At 48.4% G+C, this 25,912-nt stretch carries 22 protein-coding genes; 2 read left to right on the forward strand and 20 right to left on the reverse strand.

Annotated elements, in window-relative coordinates:
* Nucleotides 1–60: 60 nt before the first annotated feature.
* From SK066_RS21095 to SK066_RS21140, 10 genes are all read right to left on the reverse strand, one after another.
* Nucleotides 61–1,434, reverse strand: a complete 1,374-nt coding sequence (locus SK066_RS21095; RefSeq protein WP_320542888.1) for a TraB/GumN family protein — start codon at nucleotides 1,432–1,434, stop codon at nucleotides 61–63.
* Nucleotides 1,435–1,650: 216 nt separating this feature from the next.
* Nucleotides 1,651–2,595, reverse strand: coding sequence for an alpha/beta hydrolase (locus SK066_RS21100; protein ID WP_407673836.1), 945 nt, complete (start codon nucleotides 2,593–2,595; stop codon nucleotides 1,651–1,653).
* Nucleotides 2,596–2,881: 286 nt separating this feature from the next.
* Nucleotides 2,882–4,258 carry a TraB/GumN family protein gene (locus tag SK066_RS21105; RefSeq protein WP_320542890.1) on the reverse strand — a complete coding sequence of 459 codons (1,377 nt, stop codon included), beginning with the start codon at nucleotides 4,256–4,258 and terminating at the stop codon, nucleotides 2,882–2,884.
* Nucleotides 4,259–4,374: 116 nt separating this feature from the next.
* A complete protein-coding gene (locus SK066_RS21110; RefSeq protein ID WP_320544934.1) occupies nucleotides 4,375–5,496 on the reverse strand; it encodes a peptidoglycan DD-metalloendopeptidase family protein in 1,122 nt (373 codons plus the stop codon).
* Nucleotides 5,497–5,751: 255 nt separating this feature from the next.
* Nucleotides 5,752–7,074 carry an ABC transporter permease gene (locus tag SK066_RS21115; RefSeq protein ID WP_320542891.1) on the reverse strand — a complete coding sequence of 441 codons (1,323 nt, stop codon included), beginning with the start codon at nucleotides 7,072–7,074 and terminating at the stop codon, nucleotides 5,752–5,754.
* Nucleotides 7,067–7,972 carry an ABC transporter ATP-binding protein gene (locus SK066_RS21120; protein WP_320542892.1) on the reverse strand — a complete coding sequence of 302 codons (906 nt, stop codon included), beginning with the start codon at nucleotides 7,970–7,972 and terminating at the stop codon, nucleotides 7,067–7,069. Before SK066_RS21120 ends, SK066_RS21115 begins: the two co-directional genes overlap by 8 nt.
* Nucleotides 7,969–8,937 carry an ABC transporter ATP-binding protein gene (locus tag SK066_RS21125; protein WP_320542893.1) on the reverse strand — a complete coding sequence of 323 codons (969 nt, stop codon included), beginning with the start codon at nucleotides 8,935–8,937 and terminating at the stop codon, nucleotides 7,969–7,971. Before SK066_RS21125 ends, SK066_RS21120 begins: the two co-directional genes overlap by 4 nt.
* A gap of 14 nt (nucleotides 8,938–8,951) precedes the next feature.
* On the reverse strand, nucleotides 8,952–9,341 hold the full coding sequence (locus tag SK066_RS21130; protein ID WP_320542894.1) for a GntR family transcriptional regulator: 390 nt from the start codon (nucleotides 9,339–9,341) through the stop codon (nucleotides 8,952–8,954).
* 46 nt (nucleotides 9,342–9,387) lie between these two features.
* Nucleotides 9,388–10,104, reverse strand: coding sequence for a hypothetical protein (locus tag SK066_RS21135; protein WP_320542895.1), 717 nt, complete (start codon nucleotides 10,102–10,104; stop codon nucleotides 9,388–9,390).
* Between the two features lie 371 nt (nucleotides 10,105–10,475).
* Nucleotides 10,476–10,664 (reverse strand): hypothetical protein, encoded by a 189-nt coding sequence (locus SK066_RS21140; protein WP_188775745.1) that lies wholly within the window; start codon nucleotides 10,662–10,664, stop codon nucleotides 10,476–10,478.
* Nucleotides 10,665–11,478: 814 nt separating this feature from the next.
* On the opposite strand from SK066_RS21140, the gene SK066_RS21145 reads away from it, so the two are divergent.
* Nucleotides 11,479–12,693 carry an MGDG synthase family glycosyltransferase gene (locus SK066_RS21145; protein WP_320542896.1) on the forward strand — a complete coding sequence of 405 codons (1,215 nt, stop codon included), beginning with the start codon at nucleotides 11,479–11,481 and terminating at the stop codon, nucleotides 12,691–12,693.
* Between the two features lie 140 nt (nucleotides 12,694–12,833).
* On the opposite strand, the gene SK066_RS21150 is transcribed toward SK066_RS21145, so the two are convergent.
* Nucleotides 12,834–13,406: a xanthine phosphoribosyltransferase gene (locus SK066_RS21150; protein ID WP_320542897.1), complete on the reverse strand. Its 573-nt coding sequence runs from the start codon at nucleotides 13,404–13,406 to the stop codon at nucleotides 12,834–12,836.
* 592 nt (nucleotides 13,407–13,998) lie between these two features.
* Here SK066_RS21150 and SK066_RS21155 point away from each other — a divergent pair.
* Nucleotides 13,999–14,358 carry a helix-turn-helix domain-containing protein gene (locus SK066_RS21155; RefSeq protein ID WP_188775748.1) on the forward strand — a complete coding sequence of 120 codons (360 nt, stop codon included), beginning with the start codon at nucleotides 13,999–14,001 and terminating at the stop codon, nucleotides 14,356–14,358.
* Between the two features lie 525 nt (nucleotides 14,359–14,883).
* On the opposite strand, the gene SK066_RS21160 is transcribed toward SK066_RS21155, so the two are convergent.
* From SK066_RS21160 to SK066_RS21200, 9 genes are all read right to left on the reverse strand, one after another.
* Nucleotides 14,884–16,209, reverse strand: a complete 1,326-nt coding sequence (locus SK066_RS21160; protein ID WP_320542898.1) for a UDP-glucose dehydrogenase family protein — start codon at nucleotides 16,207–16,209, stop codon at nucleotides 14,884–14,886.
* 513 nt (nucleotides 16,210–16,722) lie between these two features.
* Nucleotides 16,723–17,871, reverse strand: coding sequence for a glycosyltransferase family protein (locus SK066_RS21165; RefSeq protein WP_320542899.1), 1,149 nt, complete (start codon nucleotides 17,869–17,871; stop codon nucleotides 16,723–16,725).
* On the reverse strand, nucleotides 17,835–19,202 hold the full coding sequence (locus tag SK066_RS21170; RefSeq protein WP_320542900.1) for a sugar phosphate nucleotidyltransferase: 1,368 nt from the start codon (nucleotides 19,200–19,202) through the stop codon (nucleotides 17,835–17,837). Before SK066_RS21170 ends, SK066_RS21165 begins: the two co-directional genes overlap by 37 nt.
* A gap of 83 nt (nucleotides 19,203–19,285) precedes the next feature.
* Complete coding sequence (locus SK066_RS21175; RefSeq protein ID WP_188775752.1) at nucleotides 19,286–20,578, reverse strand: glycosyltransferase family 4 protein; 1,293 nt, start codon at nucleotides 20,576–20,578, stop codon at nucleotides 19,286–19,288.
* 33 nt (nucleotides 20,579–20,611) lie between these two features.
* On the reverse strand, nucleotides 20,612–21,196 hold the full coding sequence (locus tag SK066_RS21180) for a WcaF family extracellular polysaccharide biosynthesis acetyltransferase (protein WP_188775753.1): 585 nt from the start codon (nucleotides 21,194–21,196) through the stop codon (nucleotides 20,612–20,614).
* 117 nt (nucleotides 21,197–21,313) lie between these two features.
* On the reverse strand, nucleotides 21,314–22,564 hold the full coding sequence (locus SK066_RS21185; protein WP_320542901.1) for a glycosyltransferase family 4 protein: 1,251 nt from the start codon (nucleotides 22,562–22,564) through the stop codon (nucleotides 21,314–21,316).
* Nucleotides 22,494–23,753 (reverse strand): O-antigen ligase family protein, encoded by a 1,260-nt coding sequence (locus tag SK066_RS21190; RefSeq protein ID WP_320542902.1) that lies wholly within the window; start codon nucleotides 23,751–23,753, stop codon nucleotides 22,494–22,496. Before SK066_RS21190 ends, SK066_RS21185 begins: the two co-directional genes overlap by 71 nt.
* A complete protein-coding gene (locus SK066_RS21195) occupies nucleotides 23,750–24,364 on the reverse strand; it encodes a DapH/DapD/GlmU-related protein (protein ID WP_320542903.1) in 615 nt (204 codons plus the stop codon). The genes SK066_RS21190 and SK066_RS21195 overlap by 4 nt, the downstream gene beginning before the upstream one ends.
* On the reverse strand, nucleotides 24,361–25,521 hold the full coding sequence (locus SK066_RS21200) for a glycosyltransferase family 4 protein (protein ID WP_320542904.1): 1,161 nt from the start codon (nucleotides 25,519–25,521) through the stop codon (nucleotides 24,361–24,363). The genes SK066_RS21195 and SK066_RS21200 overlap by 4 nt, the downstream gene beginning before the upstream one ends.
* Nucleotides 25,522–25,912 lie beyond the last annotated feature (391 nt).

The raw sequence follows: 25,912 nt of genomic DNA on the forward strand, positions 1-25,912 counted from the left end.
TTTTGCCAAAATCACTTGTATTAAACCGTGTGTTCAACGATCACCAGCACGGTATCCAAACTATTTACGTACTACCGTGTAGCCCTTCTTCTGTAGCAGATGGACAATGCCATCATCACTCAGATAGTGGGCTGCACCCACAACGATGAAGTACTTTTTGCCGCCGCCATTTCTCAGATACCCGTCGATTTTGTCGACCATACCGATATTACGATCGACCAGCATCGCTTTGTGGTATTCTGGAATATCTTCGGAGCTTGTGGTCATTTGATACAGCTCGACTTCATTACCCGTTTTCCAGGTTTCCGCCATTTTGTCGACAGAATCATCGGTTTTGCCATCAGCATAGTCTTCATAGCCACGAAGCGCAGAGTACAATAGTAAATCCTGCAATTCTGGTGAGAAGTTGTTCAGCATACCGAGCTGAGACTGATCGGATTCGAGCTCAATTACAGGCAGCTTACGCGCGGCTGCTTGCTTGAGGAAATACAGATCGATTCCGTTGTCCGCCTGGTACTTGGACGTGGAATTGGCAATGGAGTCAACGATCATTTCGACCACCCATGGCTTGAATTCATTGAGTGCATCGGGTTCTTTGCCATTTTCTTTCAGGAATTTGCCAAGTTTGGCGTATGTATCCGCAGCGATATGATTAGGGAGTATGCTGCCATCCTGATACGTGCCCATTTGTGCGATTTGCTGGTAAAATTGATCATCTGTCGTTTTGGTAATGTCTACTTCAACGCCAAGATAATCGGCTTGAGCGAAGGCGTCCTCATATTCCTTACGCAGCGGATAAAAGCTGTCGTTCGCAATATGCATGGAACCGACCAGATAGACGGTATTGCCATTCGCTTGCACTTCCCACATGAATCCTTTGCCACCCGTTTGTACAGCTGGCGTTGTAGGTTCTGTGGTGGTCGCTGGTGGTGCAGTAACAGGCGGTGTTGCTGGAGCGACAGGTGCTACCGTATTGTCTACCGACGGTGCCGCTGCGTTATCTGCTGGTGCAGTAGACGGCGCTGTAGCTGCTGGAACGGTTACAGGAGCAGTGATCTGAATCGTGCGCGTTTTGGCATTCCAGCTTACCGCGTATCCGGTCAGATCGCCAAAGGTACGAATTGGCACGTAGATCGTACCATTCAGCTTGGTCAGCTTGCTTTTGACAGTGACGCTCTTGCCATTCACGATGGCGGTGATGTTGTTGCCAGATACGCTGGACAGAGTGATGCCCATCGCTTTGAGTGTAGAACGCAGCGGTACAAGTGTCGTCTGCTGCTGTACAGTAGGCGCTACGCCTGTGCTGTACTCTACTTTCTTATCGTTGATTTTGACCGTCAGCGGCTGGGCTGCGGATGCCAGCGCCGGGGTAGCGGTTACAAGCAGACCCGCTGCGAGAACCAGGGACAGTAATGGATGATGCCAATTTTTCATTGCAGGACTCCCTCTGAATGTGATGATATCCGAACTGTCCCATTCCTTGAATGATCAGGGATGATGCAAGTCAAACGTGTCTCTATTAATATTGCATATTCTTATTTGGAGTACAATATCCTTGTTACTGTATAATCATATTTTCATAAAAAATAGGGAATCGCTGACATGGTGCGTGGTGTCAGCGTATTCCCTATTAGCTTCGTATCAATTAGCTTATTTCTTACTATTATTACTCTCTAAAAAGCTCTTTAAATCTTCCGCAATCGTCTTGGACTGCGTATAGTGCAGATAATGCGTGCCATTCAGCGGTACGATCTCTGCGTGTGTGGAATTCGCGATCTGTTCTTCATGCAGTGGAATCCAATTCTTGATCTCTGGATCATCCTTCACGAGGAAGAAGATAACAGGCAAGTTTTTCGGGAATTGCAGCCCTTGTACCGACTCGAAGTTCGTCGGCAGGAGCTGGGCTTCACTCTGAATATCGGCATTCATCATATTTTGCAGGGTAATCATCTTGATCTGCTGCTGGGTTGGCTCGTCGACGCCTGGTGGTGTCATGATCTGTGCTGGATTCATTTTTACGATTAAGCGGTAGAAGCCCGACTGTTCCAGAAAGCTCAGCGACTGTGTATCCATCACCTCAGTTGGCTGAGTTGGTACGCTTGTATCAATTCCGGCAAAGGCAGTCACTTCATTCGGGTATTTGTTCACATAATCCAGTCCGTAGATACCTGCGATGGAATGACCCATCAGGATATACTTGTTAATTTTGAGCTGGGATAACGCTTCGTGCAGCTCATTTGTAATATTGTCTACGGTACGTGGCTTATCCGTCACATCGCTAAGTCCATAGCCAAATGGCTCTACGACAACGACTCGATAGTGTGGCGATAATTGCGCAATTAGTGGCTTGAAATCCAGTGCAGGTGAAGCGGTAGCAAAGCCGGGTAGCAATACGATCGTCTGCTCGCCTGAGCCTTGAATGAGCACGTTCATCCGCTTGCCGTCTACGGTTACGGCTTGTCCGTAGGACTGAATCTCCTTTTTCTCGGAGTTACTTGCGACGACATTCACGGTATAGACGGTAGCTACAAATAGTACGATCAAGAGTACGACAGTAGCCGCAGCGATGAGTATAAACTTGAGCAATTTCTTCAGTTTCATCTTCTTCATTCCTTCTCACGCACGACATGACGGCGACGTTGATTGTAGTGCCAAACGCTAGAAAAAGGTACGGATATTTTGCTGCACAAAAATCCCTTTTTTCATTTTACCTCGCGTTTATAGTGCCAAACGCTAGATCAGTACGGATATTTTGCTACGCAAAAATCCTTTTTTTATTTCACCTCGCGTTTATAATGCCAAACGCTAAAGGTACGGATATTTTGCTACGCAAAAATCCCTTTTTTATTTCACCTCGCGTTTATAGTGCCAAACGCTAGTACTACTTACGTTTGACCGTATATCCTTTGTTCTGTAATAGTTGTACAATCCCATCCTGACCTAGATAATGACCTGCACCGATTACGATAAAATACGTTTTGCCGTCGCCTTGTTGTAAGTAGCCGTCGATCTTATCGACCATATGAATGTTGCGATCGGTCAGCATTGCTTTTTTATATTCGGGCTCGATGCCCATGCTGTTCGTTAACTCTAGTAGTTGCTCATCATTACCACTCTTCCACATCTCTGCCATAGCTTTAAGCGTCTCCTGCTGGCTCTTGCCCATTTGATCTATGGCGGTATTCAGATTCTTCTCCTGCAATTCCTCGGAGAAGCCGCTAATCATCTTCATCTGGGAGTCAAACGTCTCCAGCTCCGTGACAGGTAATTTACGCTCGGCTGCTTTTTGTAAAAAGTGTAGATCAATACCCTCTGTTGCTTCATAGCCAGACTTTGCCGCATCCAGTGTGGCTAAGGTAAGTTCGGCAAACCACGGCTTGAAGGCGTCCAGCGCATCCGGTTTCATTCCATTTTGCTCTAATACTTTGCCAAGCTTAGCATAGGTTTCTGGAGCAATATGATCCTGAAGCTTGCTTCCATCCTCGTACATGCCCAGCTTCAAGCTTAGCTGTTGATCGGCTTCCGTCACTTTGGAAATATCGACCTCTACGCCGAGCACATCCGACTGCTGAAATGCTTCTTCGTACTCCTTACGCAGCGGGTAAAAGCTCTTATCTGCGATATGCATGGAACCGACCAGATACACGGTGTTATCGCCATGCTTCACTTCCCAGAGGAAGCCGCGTCCGGTACTTGTATTCGTTTCACTTCCTGCCAGAGCGTTACCTGATGGTGAGGTATTGCTACCTGTCGGACGCTCAGCTGTAGCTGTACCTGAAGACAACGTAATGATGCGCTTCGCGCTGTTCCACGTTACGGTATGTCCAGTCAGCTCGGCGAATGTGCGAACCGGTACATAAGTGACACCATCGACCATTGTTAGCGATCCGCTCGCCTGTACACGTTTGCCATGGATGCTAGCAGTAATCGTCTTGCCGGATACTTGTACCAGCTTTGCTCCCATGGCTTCCAGCGTCGCCCGCAGTGGCACAAGGGTAGTCTGCTGCTGCATTACAGGTGCTACCTTTGTATAACGAATCTGCTGTCCGTCGATATGCAGCGAAGGGGTAGAGGATACGATAGATGTCGCTGCATTCGCTTGTATATTCGTTGTTAGTAGACTTATAGTTAGGAATAGTGCTGTCCAGATCGATATCCATTTGCTCGCATTTTGCTTGCTTGATTGTGAGCGGTCTGACTCGTTCATCCTCTGCTTGGCGTCTGTACCAAAGTTAGCTATTCGATTTCTCAGTTTCATGGTGTTTCCCCCGTCCTGTAAAATGAGTGATCGTACCTAGAGCCATCCAATCGCGATAACGTTACAAGGGCTGGTGTAGACGAATCTCGCCTGCTGTACTACTTCAACTTACGAACTTACGGATTGTTATGAACGGTCTCACCTTTAAGCGGCTTCATACCATCAGGCCAACGAATTGCGATCGCCCGACCTTTGAACAGGTCAGCATGATCAGATACTTGAAAATGCATATGTGCTTCACTGGAATTACCAGAGTTACCTACATTCCCGACCTTTTGCCCTCGCTTCACCATATCGCCCTTTTTCACAATAACGGAGCCTTTTTCCAAATGTGCCAGTGTGCTGTATTCATCGCCATGCTGGATCACGACCATATTGCCAGCAGGCTGATCGGGATTCATTTTACCGACTGGCTCGTTATCTGGAATATCGTTTACGACGCTGACCACTTTGCCATCTGCGGGTGCAAGTGCTGGCTGTCCGAAGGCATAGTAGCTCTTATTCAGTTTCGGATCGCCGCTATACGAGACACCGTCTTTCATTTGAATAAAATCATACGCATAACGCTGTTCAGGTACTTCATAGTGATAGTTCTGCATCACATTATTGCCGCCCCAGAATACGAACCAGTCGCCATCAAAAGGTAACTGATACGTCGTACGAGTGAGCTTACTATCGGTATCTGGGAACGTTTCTACCGCTTTCATCACTATTCCTGAGATTTGACCGTTATCATTGACTGCTGCGATCAGACCGATCTTGCCTGTATCGCTAAGCCACTGATGAATGGTACTGCCATTCATATCCTGGGGTTTACCGAGTGGTGTGAATGCCTTGATATTTTGTAGCACCTGCTTTGTCGTTGCTGCCAATTGCTGTTCGGTAATGTCCTGTTGGAACTCTGGCGTAAATTGAGCATACACCTGCTTCGTTTGCCTGGCTAACAGGGCATCCGGGATGCGTTCAAGGGTAATCGGATCATTCGTTTGCTCTGCTGGTGATGCATCTGGTGCTTGCTGCTCGTCCATAGCTGTTGCCTCCTCTGGTGAAGCTGGCTGCTGTGCTGATGTATCGGAAGGAACGGGTGCGGTGTCATTGGAGGTGCACCCACTAAGTAAAAGCAGGGTCATACCTGTAGCTACAAGAAGAGGGAAGAAGGGACGGCTGACAGGATGAATAACCGAAACGTCTTTAGGCTGAGGTGAAGTCAAAAGGGAACGTAGCGTATTTTTTATCATTTTCAAACTCAATCTCTCCTTTATCTTCAGACGACGAGTCGATCAGGACAGATTCACAATTATCGACTCATCGCTAAAGGTATTGGGCTATCACATTATCTGCTGTAGCAAGTTCAAGCTAATCTACATTAAAGCTTCTAGTTATAATGACTACGAGATGAGGACTATTCTTACTAGAATGTTACTTGCTTGCTACGGGTGGCTTACATGCTATGGTGTAGCTATTTAGATTTCTCAAAACTAACTGCATCTTACTTAAATCTTGTACGCCTTCATCGCACGGCGTAGCTCCTTCCACGTTGGGCGCTTGCCATACATGAGTACGCCAGTACGATAGATTTTGGTGGAAATCCAGCCACAGACTAGAATGGAAACGAGTAGAATGATTGTGGAGACGAGAACCTCCCACCATGCGATCGTGCCAAGACCGATTCGGATCAGTGCTGTCGTTGGAGCGAAGAACGGCACATACGATGCAATCCGAATGATCAATGAATTCGGGTTCGAAATGCTGAAAATACCGATATAAAATGCCGCCAGTGTCAATACGGTCAGGATCGATACCGCTTGACCCAGATCCTCGGTACGGCTCACAATCGAGCCAACCGCTGCATACAGTGTGGAATACAGGAAATAGCCAAGAATATAAAACATAAAGCCGAGTACTGCGACATGCCACGATAAATTGGATACATGCAGATTGAACTGAGCGAGCACATCCTGATAATACGGTAAGAATAGATGTGCAATGACGACGACTGCATATACCCCCATCTGCGTAATACCGACCAGGAAGATACCGATAATTTTGCCAAACATCTGGGTTAATGGGGATACACTGGTGATCAGAATCTCCATGACACGCGAGCTTTTTTCCGACGTAATCTCAGAAGCGACCATATTGCCGGTCATCGTGAGCGAGATGAAGAACAGAATCATCAGAATATAGACGAGGATAAAGTTTTCACGCGTATACGAGCGACCATTGTCGTCCGTACCGCCGCTCCCCTGCTGATCTGGTGACTGATGCACAATCGTAACCGGGCTGCTCAGCTCCTGAAGCTGCTGTTCATTCAGCTGTCCGCCTGCTACACTGCGTAGCTTGACTGTCTGAGCGGCACTTTGTAATAGTGTTTGCGCGCTAGCTGCGTCGTTATCACTCACCAGTGTTACCGTTGGGAAGGCATCCTTGCCTGCTCCCTTGAGCAGCAGATATCCATCCAGCTCCTTATTTTGAATCAGACGATTCAGCTCTGCCTCACTGCGTGGCTGTGACTGCCAATCGATCTGCGTTGGCGCTGTCGTATTGCTTGTCGTAGCTGATGCTGCCTGTGTCTGCTGCTTCTGCGCCTGTACAGCGACCTCGCTAACCTGTTGTGCCAGTTCATTGTACGAGCCTGTCGCAATCCCTAGCTTCAACGCGCCCTCTTCATCGTTGCTGGAGAACAGCTGGATGGCGTACGGGATATTCAGAGCGACGATCAGTAGCACAGCAAGTAATAATGTCGTGATACGAAAGGACTTTGTTTTCACCTTATTCCGATACGTGAATGCGATTACAGCTCCGAGTTTATTCATGGGATGAACCCACCACCTTAATGAAGATTTCATTCAATGTTGGCTCTTGAATCTCGAAACGATCAACCGTGCCCTGCGCAATCGCTGCCTGCAAAATCCGCTGTGCGGCTTCTTCATTCGTAATATGAATGCGGTAATTCCCATCATCATGACGATCGACAGACTGCACACCTTCCAGCAGCTCCAGATTCGGAACAGGCTGCGGCGTACGAAGCAGCACATGCTCGCGAGGATATGACTTTTTGATCTCACGAATATCGCCTTGAAGTACAGGCTTCGAGCGGCGTAGCATCGTTAAATGGCGACATAGCTCCTCGACATGCTCCATGCGGTGAGTCGAGAATAGAATGGCAGTTCCTTCGCTTCGCAGCTCCAGCACGACTTCCTTGAGCATCTCTACGTTGACGGGATCGAGTCCGCTGAACGCCTCGTCCAGTATAAGAATCTGCGGACGGTGAATGACGGCGGCGATAAAGCCCATTTTCTGCTGATTCCCCTTGGACAATTCTTCAATCCGCTTGTTCTCGTATTCCATCGCATCAAATCGTTCCAGCCAGTAGCGCAGGCTTTGCTTCGCATCGGCATTTTTCATGCCGCGCAGATTCGCCAGATACAACAGCTGATCGCTAATCTTCACCTTTGGATACAAACCGCGCTCCTCTGGTAAATATCCCATCAACGGCTGAAGTCCACTATGATAAGGCTTACCATTATATAAAATGCTTCCCTCGTCGGGATAGATCAGACCGAGCACCATACGCATCGTTGTCGTTTTGCCGGCTCCGTTCGCTCCGAGCAGTCCGTAAATCTCCCCCGCTTCCACCTCAAGTGATAATCCATCTACTGCGGTATGCCCTGCATACTGCTTGACGATGCCATTTAACTGTAATGGATTCATACCTTCGCCTCCCCAAGATGATGGATTCGATAATCGTTCACCCAGCACGACAACAATTCTTCCCATTCCAGACCGTTAACCTGTACTGGAATATCGTTCTCCTCTGCAATCTGCTGAAGCTCGGCAGGCTGAGAGGTGTGTACGCGTACGCTTCCATCAGGCTTCGCATCCCAATCCAGTATGCCGGGCAACTCCTTCAGATCGTCCAATAGCTGTCTGTCTGCTACGGGACCGAGCCACACTTCCTTCCACTGCTGATACAGCTCGTCCTTTTCCTTCATGCCGCAGATTTGTCCTTCATACATGAGAGCGACATAATCCGCCAGTCGCTTGACCTCTTCCATCCGATGCGTGGTGATCAGCACTGTCACATCGCCGCGCTCCATCTCGCTATGCAGTGCGGACAGCATATCCTTCCAGGCAAAAGGATCAAGCCCGGATGAAGGCTCATCCAGCAATAATAGCTTTGGCGATGTTGCCAGTGCAGCCGCAAAAACAAATTTCTGCTGTTGACCCTTGGACAGCTTGGACAGACGTACATCATCAGGCACCTTGAGCTGATGTAGTAGCTCCTCAAATCGCTGTTGATTCCAATTCGGGTACCACTGCGAACGAAAGGCTGCGGCTTGCCTTGCTGTAGAGCGATTCTCTTCCAGCATAGGCAGCTCGGCTACATAGGCAATCTGTTGACGTAGCTGGACTGGCAATTCGCCGTCACATGCTTCGCCCATCCAGGTGATGCGGCCGCTATCCGGATACAGGGTGCGCAGCAACATGTGGATCAATGTACTTTTACCTGTACCATTCTCCCCGACCAGCGCAGTCACATACCCACGCGGTATACTCCAGTTAATCGGTCCGATCCGATGCTCACGACGTTTCTTACATACCTGTTCGAGTGTAATCGCCGACTCCAATTCTGATTGCATCATGCTAGCTGTCATTCCTGTATCCTGAATACTCATGCCTGTTCATCTCCTTAGGGTAGCTGCCGTTCACTCAGCAATTGTTCAAATAATTCATGCAACTGCTGACGATTCCAGCCAAAATTCGTTCCTCGTGTAATCACTTCATCCAGTAGCTGGCGAATCTGCTGTTCGCCCAAACGTACACGCTTCTCTTCCTCTACCTTCGTAACAAAAGTACCTGTTCCCTGACGGGTTCGTAATAAGCCTTCATTTTCTAGATCCTGATATACACGCCGGATCGTAATTACACTGCACTTGAGCTCTGCCGCGAACTCTCGAATGGAAGGAAGCAGTCGTCCTTCTTCAATCTGTCCGCTTAAAATAAGCGCTCGTAGCTGATCTTCAACCTGGCGGTACAGAGGCTCTGCACTATTTTCATTAATCTGTACTGGTATTCTCATACATCTCGCCTCCGTCTTTGACCCGTACCTCTCTCTCGCTTCATCTTCATACTAGATCACGTACTCTTGCTTTGCGGTAGATCACACGAAACGCGATGATTAGAGTGATCGCCGCTAGCGCCAGCCCGATCCACATAATTGGAGAAGCGAGCTGATAATCGATCGCTGCCTTCATCACCATACTGCTAGCATGCCTGTTGATCACAATACCAAGGATCGCAAGTCCGAGTAACAGCACGGTGCTAACGATACTCCAGAACAGGTATGTCTGTTGACGGACTGCATATTCCATATAGACATAAAGTGAAGTCAGGATCAGCCCCAGTGAAATCCAGCTAATGGCATAGGTCAGATAAGCGGTAATACTCATACCTGGAATCGTACGCGCTCCGACAAAATAGATGAGGCCGAAAAATAAAATGCTGTTGTATAGGAGCATAATGCCCATAACCTGCAATCGACTGCCCAGCACCGCTGAAAATGGAATTGGTAAGCTGCGGAAGTAAATCATCTGTTTCCGATACGTATCTTCCTTCATCAATCGGAAGGACCGACGGGAGTAATCGATACTCAGAAGCGGTGCGGTGACGAGCATTAGAATATCCAACAACCCATAATTTAGAATTTCGTTCTGATTGGTGTAATACAAAAATCCAACAATCACACCCATGTACACCATCATAATCGTCGACCAGATAAACATGACACTATTCGATTGTAGTTCCCGCTTGGTTATGAGCCATCCCTGTTTGAAATCAAACATACGTACACCCTCTCTGTTATGAATAACAAGTTTATCGTTAGATTACTTTGCTCATGCGTTGTGTGTGTATAGTGTATATATCGTTATACACAGTATATACACAGTATACACACTGCGGCAACATCTTTTTTGAATATTATTGGAATGAATTTGAAATTCAATTGCTCGCTGTATCGCTTCATTGTAGACAGGACAAGGGTTGGGTCACTGATCGAACATGATATCTAAACAGAAAAAAAGTCCTCTGGCAAAGTCGCCAAAGGACATATTTTCATACTTATCATATTTTAAAATGTTACATACAATTATCAAAATCATCATTCTCATAAGCATCAGCCAGCATAACCGATGCGTTCGTTATCTTCGTATGGTCAGGACACGGACGAATTAATTTTGTGCATTTCGTCCTCTACGAGAAGCGTGAGTTCTTCTTCGTATCCACCAGTAATATGATACTTGCGCACATATTCCTTTACGAATTTTTTTGGATCCTTAGGCCGGAAGATTCTTGTCATCTCCCGTAGACTTTCCTTGACTTCATTGTGACCTTTAGTTGCCATGGAATTCCCTCCCCAAAACGTGCCTTGTTTGTGAGTCGCCGAAAAGATCCTTAGCTGTGTCTTATAGTATGAAGTTATCTGTCTGTAGTGTGATCTTCTTAGCACGTGCCAACAGGCATTTATCTCAAAAATTACCCCTGGCTCATACATGTGAATCAGTCCGGCTGTAGCTCCTATCTTGTTATACAAGGCCGATATTGCCCTTCATATTGCTGCAATTGTCTTGCGTTAGGGCGCCTCTCTGGCGTGCTGACCCGGTCAAGAATGCTGCTATGTTATCAGCACTTATCTAAGCACCATCTTTCCCTATCATATCACATTCCAAACGCGAAAAGCACACTCAGTTTGTAAATTGAGCAATTTGGCAATGCTGCCAAAATTGATGGCACACCCGGCACCGTTCTCAAGCATCAAAAAGCGGGTAATAGACCGTACAATGAGAGCCCTCATTGCGCGATCTGTATCGTATATGACTCGGGGCTTCACTCAGCTTGATCGGAGCAAAACTGGACAACGCCTATAAAGGAGCTTTACTATAAGGTACTTAGCTATTCTCTTATCTAAGATTATGTATAGTTGTTAAATGAAGCTGCACGAGATGAAGCAATTCCGCTAAGAACTACATCAAAATCGGTCACAAACATCGGAAAGCGATTATAATAGAGCTGTACGAACCAGTAACCCCTCTATAAACGAATCCCAGGGTATGCCTGTGGCTACCTATGCATTGATACCAAGCGGTGCAGGCTTCAACGAGCAACCTTGTAGCATAAGACACCGAAGCCAAATCATTTGACCAGGAGAGGACATCCGTATGCAATCTAACTCTTGTGTTCTGATCTTGTATGCAAGCTATGGCGATGGCCATCTTCAGGCAGCGCGATCACTACAGGAAAGTCTGTTATCGCAAGGGATCAAGCGTGTGCTATTACTTGATCTGATGGCTGAGGCACATCCGTTTATTAATGATCTGACTCGTTTTGTATATATGCAAAGCTTCAAAACGATTCCGCATCTGTATGGCTGGGTGTATAATATGACGCGCAATATGAAGGCGGAATCGCCCTTTTCCAACTGGCTTCATTCCTTTGGCATTCGCCGCTTGCGCGAGGTGCTGGAGCAGGAGCGTCCACAGCTCATTGTGCATACCTTCCCGCAGCTTGCGCTTCCGCATCTCAAGACGCGCTGGGGCTTAACGGTGCCGCTCATTAATATTTTAACCGACTATGATCTGCATGGACGCTGGCTCCATCCGCATATCGATCATTATTATGTTCCTTCTCAGGCGATGCGCAGCGAAGCGATTCAGCGTGGCGTAGCTCCAGCTCATATTACCGTGACAGGTATTCCGCTACATAGCAGCTTTGAGGCGATTCCAGTAGAGGCGAAGGCGCGCTTACATAAACGCAAGCAATTGCGGCTGGAAGCAGGGCTAGATCCCGATAAAAAGACGGTGCTGCTGCTTGCTGGAGCGTATGGCGTACTGAAAAATGTACGCGATGTGAGTGAGGTGGTCGCCCAGCGTGAGGATGCTCAGCTCGTGATCATCTGTGGTAAAAATGAACCGCTACGCCGCGATCTGGAAAAGCGCTATGGTAGCCTGGACAATGTGCAGGTGCATGGCTTCACACGCCGCATGAGTGAGTGGATGCTATTAAGCGACTGTGCGGTGACGAAGCCAGGTGGTATTACCGTATCGGAATGTATCCGCTGTGGACTGCCTGTATTCCTGCTTCGCCCAGTACCCGGACAGGAGTTAGCGAATGCGCTCTATCTACAGCAGCAGGGCATTGCCGAGGTATGCCAATCGCCTGCACTGCTCGCTCATGCGCTGAGCGATATGCTGGATCAGCCGCAGCGTTTGGACATGATGCGACAGCAGATGGAACAGCTACAAATGCCAGATGCCGCCGCACGTATCGCTGGCGATCTGGTCACACGCTATATGAAGCAGACTACGCTGGGAACGAAGCTGGCGCCGATTCCTGTTTTACAGGGGAATGCACGTACTGCGAATGTAGAGCAGTAATAGGAAGAGACATGGCATCAGGCGCATAACGCCATTCCAGAAATACGAACCGGAATACATTATACAAACAGGCGGCGTGAATGCTCGGATTCGATCGAGCATTCGCGCCGCCTGTTGCTGTACATCCAATAGATTATTCCTTAATCGACAAACTGTACCTGTCCGCCCTCCAAGCCAGCGATCCGCACGAGCGATTCCAGACGATAGCCTTCATCGGTCAGCAGCTTAGCTCCAGGCTGGAAGGACTTTTCGATCACAATCCCGATTCCTACCACCTCCGCGCCTGCCTGCTGCACGATACGAGCCAGCGCAAATGCAGCCTCACCGTTAGCCAGAAAGTCATCAATAACAAGCACACGATCCCCGGGATGAATAAACTTTTTGGAGACGGTAATATCATTACTTTGCTGCTTCGTATAGGAATAGGCTGTTTCCACGAAAATATCCTCAGTCAATGTGAGCGACTTTTGTTTACGGGCAAAAATGAGTGGAACGCCGATCTCCAGCGCTGTCATAATGCCCGGAGCGATACCGGACGATTCGATCGTCAGCACGCGTGTCACACCGGCCTCAGCAAAGCGTGTGCGGAACTCACGTCCGATCTCCTGCATAAGCACCGGGTCCATCTGGTGATTCAGAAACGAGTCGACTTTAAGCACATTACCGGGAAGCACGATGCCCTCAGTGATTACTTTGTTGCGTAATAATTCCATATTATTGTAGCTCCTTTGGCATAGATTGGTTGAACAGGCATAGCTGCAAATAGGCACGATCTTGAGGTGCTAAAAGGTACCCCTACTATACTCGATTGGGGCTATTCCTGAACAGTGAATATCCTGCCCGGCTGCTCCATATTATTGGATCAACACAAATTTGTTACAGTTTTTTCCCAATTTCAATTTAATTTTACGGTAAACTAACCGATATAGATGTAGATTGTTCAAGTTCATGTAGCCATTATTCGTATAAAATTAGAACATCGTAGCCATCACTTCACGTATTTCCAGGATGTGAGGATTCTCCAAACAGGCTTTACATAAAATAGCCAAGCCGTTTTTGCATGAACATGTAGTATGATTTTTATGAAATATTTTTAATTATTTCGATATTTTTGTTTATTTGTAAAAAATAAGACTTATATGTTCATAAATAGCATATAAGGAAATTGCATCTATTTTTGCGAATCAGATGCCAAGTGGGAAATGCATGCACATCGTGCTATAATTTATTTACTGTCTGCGGCTTTTTTCCTATTTCTTGATTGCTGGGTCGCATACATTATTGCTTCACTAGGAGGTCTTTGTATTGTTTGCCCAACGCCTCAAACAACTTCGCAAACGACGAAATATGTCGATGAAGGAAGTCGCGGATTATGTCGGAGTAGCCAAAAGCACGTATGCGGGCTACGAATCAGGCTATCGTCAGCCTACACTGGAAACGATCCAAGCGATTGCTACCAAGCTCAGCACCACTTCCGATTATTTGCTTGGTTTAACAGAGCAGTATGATCCTACCCCACAGAACACCAATGCCCGGGAATTCTTGAATTATGCCCATCTACACTGGGATGGCGTGCCTCTTGAGGATGAAGATCTACAGTTAATTCGGCAATTGTTGGAGCGTGTCGTGCGAGATCGTGCGCACTCGGAGGAAGAACACCATTAATCATATTCCTATCCTCACTTCTGGAAATACAACTGTCGCAACGTCTAGTTTTTCCTTTCTTTTATCCGAGCCCTATGTGTTCTGTCCAGAGCGCTGCCCGGAATCCTTTAACATGGCTTATGCCGTACAACGTATCGTAACGACTTGATGAAGCCGGCTTCACCGCTCAGATGAAGTCGGTTTTGTGCTGTCTTTTTCCGTGCAGGCTATGTATATCTATGTCCTGAGACATGGTTCATATGCTAGCGACAGACTGGTTCTTATGGCGCATATCCGTCTTTTACCTATTCATATATAGCTGAAATGGCTTGTCTGAGGCTATACTACTTATGCTTATCCTTCATATAACAATACAGAAATCAAAAGAAACGTAAAAAAGCCACCGACGTGTATACATACAAGCGTCGGCAGCTTTTCAGCATGGTTTGTAAGCGCTATACTTATCAAAGGAATGTCTGCCCCCACCCCACTATAACGGTGGAATGGAGGCAAACAAGAATTTACAAATAATGGTTCAAATTTGGATCATTTGGCTACTATAACATTATCCCGAAGCAATGCCGGGCGACCCATTGAATGGTAGTCAAAGCGTGTAGCCTTGATGCGATCGGCGCTGTATACATTACGTCCATCAATCAATATCGGATTGCTCATCACGGCTTCCACCTCTGCCAGATCGATATTAACAAATTCGCCCCACTCGGTCAGCAGGCAGATCGCGTCGCAGTCACGCGCTGCTTCCAATGCGCTGGATGCGTAGCTGATCGCAGGATGATTGTACTCACGACGGAAGTTGTCCGCAGCTACCGGATCAAATACCTGTGGCAGAGCGCCAAACTCAACCAGCTTCGGTACGATCTCCAGCGATGGTGCTTCGCGCACATCGTCTGTATCGGGTTTAAAGGCAAGACCCCATACCGCAATCTTTTTATCCTTCAGTGTACCCAGTGAATCAAGCAGCTTGTCGATCACTGCCCAACGCTGAGATTGGTTCACTTCAACAACGGATTTGAGCAGCTTGAAGTCGTATTCTACGTTACCTGCAATCTGGATCAGTGCATGGGTATCTTTTGGGAAGCAAGAGCCACCGTAGCCGATACCTGCGTTCAGGAATGATGCACCGATACGGCGATCCATTCCCATCCCACGTGCGACCTGATCCACATCCGCGCCTACTTTGTCGCAGATGTTAGCAATTTCGTTGATGAACGAAATTTTGGTTGCCAGGAAGGCATTCGATGCATACTTGATCATCTCTGCACTGCGGATGTCCGTAACGACCAGATTTTCAGTGAGTGGCTTGTGCAGCTCCAGCAGCAGGTCTGCGGCTTGCTGGGATTCAACACCGATAACGAGGCGATCCGGATTGAATGCATCCTTAACCGCGGAGCCTTCGCGTAGGAATTCTGGCATCGATGCGGTAGCGAATGGCTGATCGGTCAGGCTAGCAATGATGCTGTTCACACGCTCATTCGTACCTACTGGCACTGTACTCTTCACAGCAACAACGGTATAGCCATCAATCGAAAGCGCAATCTCACGTGCAGCCGCTTCGATGTATTGCAGATCAGCTTCACCGGATGGAAGCGGCGGTGTACCTACCGCGATGATGATCAGATCGGATTCCGGTACGGAACCGCTCAGGTCGGTTGTGAAGGACAGTCGTCCCGCTTCAACGTTACGCAGCATGATTTCCTGTAGACCTGGCTCATAGATCGGCACGCCGCCATTGTTCAGCGTTTCGATTTTTGCCGGAATTTTATCCACACAGGTAACTGTATTACCGATCTCTGCAAAGCATACGCCGGACACCAGACCCACATATCCTGTACCAATAACCGTAATTTTCATTATCCACACTCCCATTTCCGATTTAGTTTGACGTTGTCGCCATTATTTAAAGGGGCATTCATACTTTGCTGTCGCAAAAATCTTTTTTTCATTTCACCTCGTGTTAGAAGTTCGCTAACAAGGTATAGATATTTTGCTGTCGCAAAAATCTTTTTTTCATTTCGCCTCGTGTTAGAAGTTCGCTAACACTTAAATGACCGGGAAAACTCTATTCATGGTTCATGCATATCAACCGATATAGTTTGTATAGCCTGTCTCTAGGACGATATCGCTCATTCTCACTAGCTTGTATCTGGGTGGAATGAATGCCATATAGCGATGGATCAGGCCACCTACCTTATCTATATGTGGAGGCTGATTATGATGAAATATCAGGGAAATCCGTCATTTGCCAAAGGCTGTCTCTGGGGTACTGCATTGTCTCTGCTGCTATGGGCAGCCATTTTCACCGTTGCTATCGCGTTGCGCTGAATGAACGCCTGGACTGACGTTAAGCCTGCTGTGAGCGATCACTCAGACGCTCACATGCTGAAGCAGATTACTAATATAGCGAGTAATGTCGGCTAGCACACGACTGTCTGACCTACCGCTAGAAGGTAACGGCTCTGCTCCTGCTGCATGCACATTGAGATCCAACCGATTCAGATCGAGCTGGCTAATCTGCTCCCAAGACATCAGCTGCATGGGATGATCCACCGGAATGGCATCCAGTGTATGTCGATCCTCGTAAAATCGGCTGCGATTCAGCAGCAGCAACGGCTTGTTCAGCACAACCGCTTCGCCGATCGTACCCCAACCGGGCTTGGTAATGACCAGATCGGCAGCGGCTACATAATTTTGTGATTCGCTGTAATCGGGCGGAATCCGATAAATATGCTCTCGCTCCACCATCATATTCGAGGACACGATAAAGCTGACATTTTCGCTGTCCCAGATCGGTAGTGCCTGTAATTCCTCCACTTCGATACTCATACCGAGTGCGAAAAACACGATGCGTCGTCCATCTCTCGCCAGCCTGTGCCGAATCCTTCTTACCTCAGCGGCATCCGGCTGGCGACAGAAGAAGCCGGTATGAATACGATCCTTGCAGCCCCACGCTGGCTCTGCACAGCCTGCCAGACCGATAAAATGATCCATCTGTGCATAGGCGGCGCGCAGCTCATTCAGCTCCTGCGGCTCTAACATATCCTGATATGCGGTATACCAGGTAAAATTCGATATGCCCAGTGATTCGATACCTGCACGGGCAGCAGCCACGATGGGGATCGGCGAAATATCGCTAATCACCAGCTGGGCACCGATACGCAGTAGAAACTCACCCTCCTGCTCCACTCTTTCAGCAAACAACGACATATCCTGCCTGTATTGCTTTCTCAGCCCTTCAATATCGGCTGCAATCGAATCATGCTGCAACACATAGCCCGTATCCGAATACATCGTTCGGAATTCTAGCTGATGGTTCCCTTGAAAGGGCTGCAACGATTCGTATAGAAAGCCCAGCGCCTTGCCACAGTTGATCACCAGATGTAGCGGTACGGGACTGTCCGCTAGCAATTGCCGAATGACCGCAATACTGCGAGCCGCATGGCCGTATCCATAATCGGATACGTAATACGCGATGACCGTTAGATCTTCATGCAGTTCTGTGCGATGTCTTCCCATGAATGGAACAGCTCCACCAGTCTATTTTCGCGTTCAAACATTCCCGTTTGTACGACGATAAACTCCATCTCGCTTCGTGCTCTCAAGCTGTGCATCGCCTTCACCGGGATATGCAGCACATTGCCTGCACTCACCTGCATCATATTGCCATTCAGGACGAACTCGCCTTCACCTTTGACGATTGTCCATACTTCTTCACGCTCGGTATGGGAACGATAGCTCAGGTTATGATCATGCTTGAGACCGATTCGCTTCGTTGACACGCAGCGTCCATCCTCATACGTCTGATCATCCAGCACATGCACCCAGCCCCATTGACGCTCTTCAAACATCGGACCCTGATCAAAGTTCACCAGTTCCTTCAGCTTCGGACTGCTGGCTTTGTCGGATACGAGAATACCGTCCGGACTTACCGCAACGACCACATCCTTCATGCCCAGCACCGTTACTGGAACCTTCGTTTCGTTCACCAGATGCGTATTTTCGCAATCGTCACTGATGATACCGCGTCCGATTTGGATATTGCTCATTTCCTCGGTCAATGTGTTCCATGTACCCAGGTCTTTCCAGTAGCCGGTGTACGGTACAGCCACGATATTCGCTGCCTTTTCGACAACCTCGTAGTCAAAGCTGATCTTAGGCAGCTTGCTATAATTTCTCAGTAGCTGTTCGTATTGGATCGGCAATCCCTTTTGCTCCAGCAGATTGATGATGTAACCGAGACGGAAGGCGAATACACCGCAGTTCCACAGTGCCTTCTCCGCGATCAGTTGCTCAGCATACGCTTCGCTTGGTTTTTCCTGAAAACGACTTACCTGACGGATGCCGGTTACTGTCGTTTCGCCGGAAGGAATAATATAACCGTATTTGGAAGACGGATACGTCGGCTCTACACCGATTAGTGCCAGATCAGCCTGCGATTCTTCAATCGCATCCTCCAGACTGCGTACCGTCTCGAAAAAGTGATTGTCTACATAAGGATCAACTGGCAAAATCGTAACGACCTCATCCAGGCTGACCCCCTTGATGGAATACAGATAGGTTGCCGCCAGTGCAATGGCGGGAAACGTATCCCTTCTGTCCGGCTCTACGATCAGCGGTACGTCCGCACCGACCTGACTGCGCATAATCTCAACCTGAGATTTGCCTGTTGCGATGTAGCTCGACTCGCTCAGTCCGCTAGCATCCAGCTGGTTCCACACCCGCTGTACCATCGAGACCAGCTCGCCCTGCTCATTTTCCAGCACTCTCAAAAATTGCTTGGATCTCGCATCATTGGACAGAGGCCACAGACGCTTTCCTGAACCTCCGGATAAAAGGATAAGTTTCACTCCAATCCCTCCTATGTTTTCTGTAGTTTGGGTATTCCGTTTATGCGAAATGAACGTATGTCGACGTCCAATCCCTGTTCCAGTTACCTTGATTCAGGCAGCATGCTTGGGGATGAAGACGGTGTAACCATCGATAGCAATAGCTGTCGGTATTTCTCCAGCGATACATCGCGGCGTAAGTACTTTTCCAGATAGTCGCGGCCATTTTGACCGACACGCTGTAGCTCAAAGGCATCCAGCTCGTACAGCTCGCGAATGCGGCTGGCTACATCGTCATACTGCTGTGGCTCGGCAACCTTGCCGCAATAGCTCTCCACGATCAGACGATGTGCTTCACTGCCTTCCTCCAGCACGCCCATCACCGGCTTGCCGGCTGCCATAACGCCGTAGATTTTACTCGGCACAGACACACCCTTTATGCCTTTCTGGTTCACGACCAGATGCACATCGGCGGCATTAAGTGAGTACTTGAGGTCTTCTTTGGGCTGGAACGGTAGGAAGCATACCTGACCGGATTCGATCAAGCCGTGCTTGGCAGCGTACTCCTGCATCTTGCTCTTCATCGCACCTTCACCGATAAAGGCAAACACCAGATCCTTGCAATCCTTCAGCTTCGGTACAATCGAGATCAGGTTTTCCAGATCGTAATACAGACCGAGATTACCGGAGTACATCACAACGAATTTATTTTCCCAGCCATGCTGACGTATAAATGCTGATACACGCGGATGATCCTTCGCCAGCGGTACAATCTCCTGCTCGTTCGTCCAGTTGTTGATGACCGTATTGGCAATCTGCTTCCGTCCACCAAAGCGGCGATCCAGCGTCTCCTGCATATCCTTACCGACCGTGATCACATGGTCAGATAAGGAACAGTTGATATTGTCGATCATACGAGCGATGTTAAAGATCCATTTGCGATCGGTATAGCCAACTGCCTCCGCTTGCTCCGGATTGAAATCCTGAATGTTATAAATATGCTTGGAGCGCTTGAGCAGCTTGCCGATTGTACCGATTAGTCCACCGAGTACCGGCGGTGTTGAGATCGTATAGATAAAGTCCGTGTTCTTTTCTTTGAGCAGCTGATAGGTCGCGAACCAGAAATACGTGGAAATGTACTTGATTCGGCTCAGCTTGTTCTGCTTGTCGACCTCAGGGAGACGGATACGCACAACCTCGATATTTTCCAATCGATCACGCAGTACGCGTCCCTTGCCTGCGTCTGTACCGCCATACCCTGGCGGGCATTCAGCGATGACAGTAATGTCGAAATCGTGCTGTAGGTATAGACATAGCTCCGTCAGCAACTGTCCGGTTGAAGCATAATCGGGATAAAAATAGTTGATGACGAACACGATTTTCGGCTTGTCTTTCATAACGGTATCCCTCCTTTGCATCCAATGTTGAGCTTATTTCACGATGTGTACAGCAGGCTTTGGTTCCTCCTCGGGAAAGCGATGTTTGAAAAAGGCTGCCGGGAAACCGATATGCACCTCATTGCGCGGAATGTCCTTCACAACCGTACTGCGAGCGCCCGCAACGCCAAGTTCATGGATCGTAATACCCGGATAAACGAATACGTCACTGGCTACCCATGCTCCATCCTTGATCACGATTGGCTTTGTAATCAGTCCGAAGGTCGGGTCACTTAATTTATGACTGCCGGTGCACAGGTACGTATTTTGCGAAATGACGCACTGGCTACCGATAATAATCTCATCCAGACTGTAAAACTCGACATCGTCACCAATCCAGGAATGCTCTCCAATGGTCACTTTCCATGGATAGGTGAATTTGGCTGAGGCACGAACCCGCACACCTGGTGCAAGCTTCGCTCCAAATAGATTGAGCAGGAATCGTCTCCAGCCGTACATATTATGCAGCGAGAAACGGAACAGCGTTCCCTGAACGAACCACCAGATCAGGCAATACCAGCCTGGCTTGCCGCGTGAATATTCCGCCTGACTGTACTGATCGAGCCGGATTTGCGTCATCTCCGTTCTCCTCCTTGTTAGTTAGGCTTCGCTTCATCATCTCCATGAAGATGATCTGTCATAAGTTGCAGCTCATCCTTATCATGAGCGACTACACATTGACTGCTTCATATACGTTTACTCTGCCTGCGGCGACTCCGATGAATACACCGGCTTGCCGGGCTGACGATCAATCGCTTTGTTGAGTACACGATCCAGCTTGTCGGCAACAACCTCATGCGCACAATCGCTCACAAGCCATTCCATCGCACGTACTGGATACAGATTGTATTGCTGTGGATGAGCGAGTATTTCATTCAATCCAGCTGCAAGCGAGCGCGGATCATCGTTGTCATAGGTGACGAACATTTGCTGATTAATCGTATTGATATCGGACACGCCGGAGGTGAGCACCAGCTTGCCGTATTTGATATATTCGACGACCTTGGACGGGAAGGAGCATTCACTAAATGGAATCTTCTCCCGCTGGGTGTTAATGAACAGGTCTGCCGTTTCCATTAGCTGACCGTATTCGTGATCATCCAGAAAGCCGTGGAATGTGATCGAAATGTGATTATGACGGAAATCCTGAATGAACCGCTTCAGCTTGTCCTCTACAGGCCCGTAGCCGGTAATATGCAGCTCCAGTGGACGATCGGTCTGGATATGCGGCAACGCGTCCAGCAAAATCTCAATTCCGCGGTCATAATCAAGTCGACCGGAGTAGACCATGCGCAGTGGACGATCGGTTCCCAGATCCACCTCGCGTACTGGCTTGAGTCGTGCTGGATGAACCGTGCCACCACGTACAACGGTATAGTTGTCAGTGCTGACTCGTTTTTTCAACACCGAGGTGACCAGAACGGCACCATCGAGCAATCGGTTAGCGAACTTCTCGACAGCAACTGAGATTTTTTTGTAATGACGGTTCGTTTCGGTAACGGCGTAGATACCATCCTCGTACTCGATCAAGAGCGGCACACGGAACAGCATTTTGAACAGAATAGCTGGAAGCGCCGTTTCCAGTCGATAGTTGTAAAATACAACCGCTCGTGGCTCCTTCTTGTGCTGGCGATTCCAGCGCACGAGCTGGAAGAAGACCGTGAACAACGTGACAAGCAGGCTGACACCCTTCATATCGATGTTGCCTGGATACACGACCTCACTGCGCTTGCCGATCGGGTACGTATCCCGCTGGAACCATTTCATCGTGCCGCGCTTGAGCAGCAGCGGTGAGATCACCGTAATATCGTTACCGCCTTCCTCCATCGCATGCAGGATGCAATCGATTTTTTTATTACCGGCGGTATGCTTGGCACTATAGCCCCTTTTCTGTTGCAACTCGCTGTTGACGTAAGGAGCTACGTATGCGACTGACTTCGTTGGCATGGACTTCACCTCGCTCTGTTTGTTCCTGCGCCTGCAATCGTCTGGTGTCAAGGAACATCAGCACGATGAACAGCGGCTGGAACAGCATATTTTCGGTAGAGAATACGATCAGCAGTCCGATAAAGACAAGTAGCGCCTGCACGACGCCTCCAATCGGCCGGAGCAACTGAAAGTAGTAATAGATCATCAAAATAAGCAGCATCGGTAATCCAAACTGATAACCGAATGTGAGTAACGAATTGGACGAATCCGGAATGCTGTAGCGCTCCATCAAAATCTCGTTGTTCTGGAAGCCCCAGCCGAGTAGCGGCTTCTCAATCATCAGCTCCAGATTCGAGCTGGTATCGAGTGAACGACGATCAAACGAAGCATTGCCATCCTGAAACTTATCCGTGATGACACCGCTCTGAGCGATAAATACCGCCAGCGGTACGAACAGGAACAGCGATAGCAGCATACGCGAGATTTGCTCACGTTTGCCATTACGAATGACATAGGCGAGATACAGCAGCGCGCAGATCATGTAACCGGATGTGGACATCGTGGTCAGCAGTGTTGCAGTCAGAATGATCAAGCGCCATTTCATTAGCTTCTTGTTCATGAACAGCGTTAGGAAAATCCCCAGATTCAGAAACACCTGATACGCACCAGGCTCCCAGAAAATGCCCTGGTTCCGCGACATATTCCATAACCCGTACACATGAAATGGCGTAATCCGGTATGCACCGCCCCAGACGCTCGTTGGCGGAATCAGCTCCCGCACCAGCGCAGCATCGAACGCACCGAGCAGGTAGAATGGCATCCCGAGAATCGCCAGCGCCAGAATCAACCATTGGTAGCTCTTCGCCGCCTGCCGTAGATCCAGTCGATTCAGCACCATAAAGACCGCCATAATCTTCAGAATCAGTCCGGCATAGCCACCAATATTCGTACGGTACAGCAGCATATTGCCAAGAATCACGATCATCACCAGCAGCAAAATCAGAAACTGCCTCGGCTCAATCCGCTTCGGAAAATAAAACACCACCGCTACCGCGAACAGCACCATAATGAAATCCGAATACAGCAGCTTGCCGAACAGCACCGAACCCGAGGTAACGACAATCAGCGCTACCGCAATAAAGGTTAAAAACTTATTTTTCACCGTGATGTCCGGCTGAGCGGACAATGTATAAGGATTGGTCATCATGCTTCTATCACATCCAGATGTTTAATCACCCGGGCAGGCACTCCAGCGGCAATGCAATTCGCTGGTATCGATCCTGACACAATGCTGCCCGCGCCGATAATACTGTTTTTGCCAATCGTTACTCCCTTGAGTACGACCGAGTTGGCGCCAACCCATACATTGTCTTCGATCGTGGTAGGCGCTGTGCCGATATCGGCACTGTTTTTGTTAAACCGTCGTCCCTCCGGCTTGATCGGATGAAAGTCGGTATCGCTAATTTGCACATTGACGCCAAGCATGACCTCGTTCCCAATCGTCACACTCGACATGGCGCAGATGCTTGCGCCGCTAATGCCCACATCATCACCAATCGTGATCGTGGCGCCGCTTGCGAGTGTACGGATAACGGTGCGATGATTCAGACCGATCGGGTTGCTGTAGTCATTCGAGCACAGGATGCAGTTGCGACCAATCGTGATGCTACTGCCCGGCTCCTTGTCTACAATCGGTACACCGACCGCAATCAGATTCGCTCCTGTCGTAATCCGCTGCTCGCGGAATAGGCGACGCGTTACCCAGGTGGCGCATTTTTTGGAGATTTTACGTTTGATTCGGATAAAAGAAGTGATCATACCGGCTCCCTAACAAAGAATCGATTATAAAATTCAAACGTGCGTTTTGTATTTTTACGAGCGTCAAAGTTCTCCTGTGCAAATTCCAGTGCCTGCTGTCCTAGCTTCTCATGCAGTGCACGGTCATTACCGATCCGCACCATATACTGCGCCATTGCATCATAGTCACCTGCTTCAAAAAGATAGCCTGTTTTGCCTTGCAGGATCAGCTCGTTAGGACCACCGATATTCGTACCGATGGAAGGCTTTCTCATCGAAGCGGCTTCGATAATGCTACGCGAGAAGTGCGGCTCTACGAATGGGCACATCATCACATCGCTGGCAGCGATCATTTGCGGTACATCATCACGGAAAGCCAGCGGATAAATCTGGTCATTGCCTTTGCATGCCTGCATGACCTTATCTTCATAGGCATTGTTTTTGTTGAAATAAAAGCCTCCGACGATCAGCTTAAACTTCGGATTATCTTTGGCAATTTTGTTAAATGCGTTAACCATATCGAGTACGCCATTGCCGTGAACGACACGACCGATGTACAGGAACACGATATCGTCATCCGCCAGCCCCAGCTCGCGGCGTACCGGCGCTCCATTCACATCCGGGTTGTACGATTTGAAGTCAACGAAGTTGTATACCACATCCAGCTCGCGCCCGTCGCTATCTACCGTCTCGGAATCAAACTGGTCAATCGAGATGTAGCCATCCACGTATTTGTGATTCATACGCTTTAAGATGTTGCCGGCAAAGGAATTCAGCAGCGGCTCACGCACATGACAGACGACCTTCGTCTCTGGCGATACTTTCTTTGCCGCTCTGGCAACCTGGAATAAGCATGTGCTATTCAAGTGGATAATGTCTGGCTTGTATTTACGAATGTATTTTTTGGCTTGAAAGTATGTTGGCAGTGCACCGATCAGATTGCGGATAAACAGCTTCGGCGTCATACCGGATACCGTCGAGCCGTGGAACGGAAACATTCCCTTCGCTACCTCTACCGGTAATCCCCCTGATTCCAGCAGCTTTACCGCAGGGCCGTTGCGGATCGTGAGCACATTGCCCTGGAACTTCTGCTTATCCAGATGACTGATCAGATAAGTAAGACTTCGTGGCGCGCCACCCATGTGACCCGAATGATGGACATACAGTACCTTTTTCAATGCTTACGCCTCCTTGGTAAGTTTAAGAATTAACTTTATTTAGATTAGATTGAAGTTGGTTTTAGATGTATTCTTTGAATAAATCCATAAGTGAAATGAGTTGCATTTGCTTAAATGCACTTGAATATAAAGCAGCTAAGCGTTTGGCATTTTAAACGCGACCGAGAAACGTTTATATACGCAGTCTAGATTTGGAGGTCACTTTAAACGCGAGCTCTAGAATAGTGAAAAGATAATTTTGCCAGTGTGCGCGAATGCTTCTGCTGCAACAATCACGTAACGCAGGGAAGGAAATAAGGGAAAAGGACGACTTTGGAGCCCGGGAATCTACCTGTACTCCTAATCCGTAGATTCCTGGGTTCCACCTGAGGACGTTCCCTTATTCCTTACC

It is taken from the genome of Paenibacillus hunanensis, assembly GCF_034055775.1.
GTDB lineage: Bacteria > Bacillota > Bacilli > Paenibacillales > Paenibacillaceae > Saccharibacillus > Saccharibacillus hunanensis.

What these genes read in the sequence shown, in the direction of transcription:
- SK066_RS21145 (WP_320542896.1), top strand. Translation starts at nt 11,479, where the DNA reads ATGCAATCTAACTCTTGTGTTCTGATCTTGTATGCAAGCTATGGCGAT.
- SK066_RS21195 (WP_320542903.1), bottom strand. Translation starts at nt 24,364, where the DNA reads ATGATCACTTCTTTTATCCGAATCAAACGTAAAATCTCCAAAAAATGC.
- SK066_RS21160 (WP_320542898.1), bottom strand. Translation starts at nt 16,209, where the DNA reads ATGAAAATTACGGTTATTGGTACAGGATATGTGGGTCTGGTGTCCGGC.
- SK066_RS21120 (WP_320542892.1), bottom strand. Translation starts at nt 7,972, where the DNA reads ATGAATCCATTACAGTTAAATGGCATCGTCAAGCAGTATGCAGGGCAT.
- SK066_RS21115 (WP_320542891.1), bottom strand. Translation starts at nt 7,074, where the DNA reads ATGAATAAACTCGGAGCTGTAATCGCATTCACGTATCGGAATAAGGTG.
- SK066_RS21095 (WP_320542888.1), bottom strand. Translation starts at nt 1,434, where the DNA reads ATGAAAAATTGGCATCATCCATTACTGTCCCTGGTTCTCGCAGCGGGT.
- SK066_RS21165 (WP_320542899.1), bottom strand. Translation starts at nt 17,871, where the DNA reads ATGGGAAGACATCGCACAGAACTGCATGAAGATCTAACGGTCATCGCG.
- SK066_RS21110 (WP_320544934.1), bottom strand. Translation starts at nt 5,496, where the DNA reads ATGATAAAAAATACGCTACGTTCCCTTTTGACTTCACCTCAGCCTAAA.
- SK066_RS21185 (WP_320542901.1), bottom strand. Translation starts at nt 22,564, where the DNA reads ATGCCAACGAAGTCAGTCGCATACGTAGCTCCTTACGTCAACAGCGAG.
- SK066_RS21180 (WP_188775753.1), bottom strand. Translation starts at nt 21,196, where the DNA reads ATGACGCAAATCCGGCTCGATCAGTACAGTCAGGCGGAATATTCACGC.
- SK066_RS21130 (WP_320542894.1), bottom strand. Translation starts at nt 9,341, where the DNA reads ATGAGAATACCAGTACAGATTAATGAAAATAGTGCAGAGCCTCTGTAC.
- SK066_RS21105 (WP_320542890.1), bottom strand. Translation starts at nt 4,258, where the DNA reads ATGAAACTGAGAAATCGAATAGCTAACTTTGGTACAGACGCCAAGCAG.
- SK066_RS21190 (WP_320542902.1), bottom strand. Translation starts at nt 23,753, where the DNA reads ATGATGACCAATCCTTATACATTGTCCGCTCAGCCGGACATCACGGTG.
- SK066_RS21125 (WP_320542893.1), bottom strand. Translation starts at nt 8,937, where the DNA reads ATGAGTATTCAGGATACAGGAATGACAGCTAGCATGATGCAATCAGAA.
- SK066_RS21150 (WP_320542897.1), bottom strand. Translation starts at nt 13,406, where the DNA reads ATGGAATTATTACGCAACAAAGTAATCACTGAGGGCATCGTGCTTCCC.
- SK066_RS21175 (WP_188775752.1), bottom strand. Translation starts at nt 20,578, where the DNA reads ATGAAAGACAAGCCGAAAATCGTGTTCGTCATCAACTATTTTTATCCC.
- SK066_RS21140 (WP_188775745.1), bottom strand. Translation starts at nt 10,664, where the DNA reads ATGGCAACTAAAGGTCACAATGAAGTCAAGGAAAGTCTACGGGAGATG.
- SK066_RS21135 (WP_320542895.1), bottom strand. Translation starts at nt 10,104, where the DNA reads ATGTTTGATTTCAAACAGGGATGGCTCATAACCAAGCGGGAACTACAA.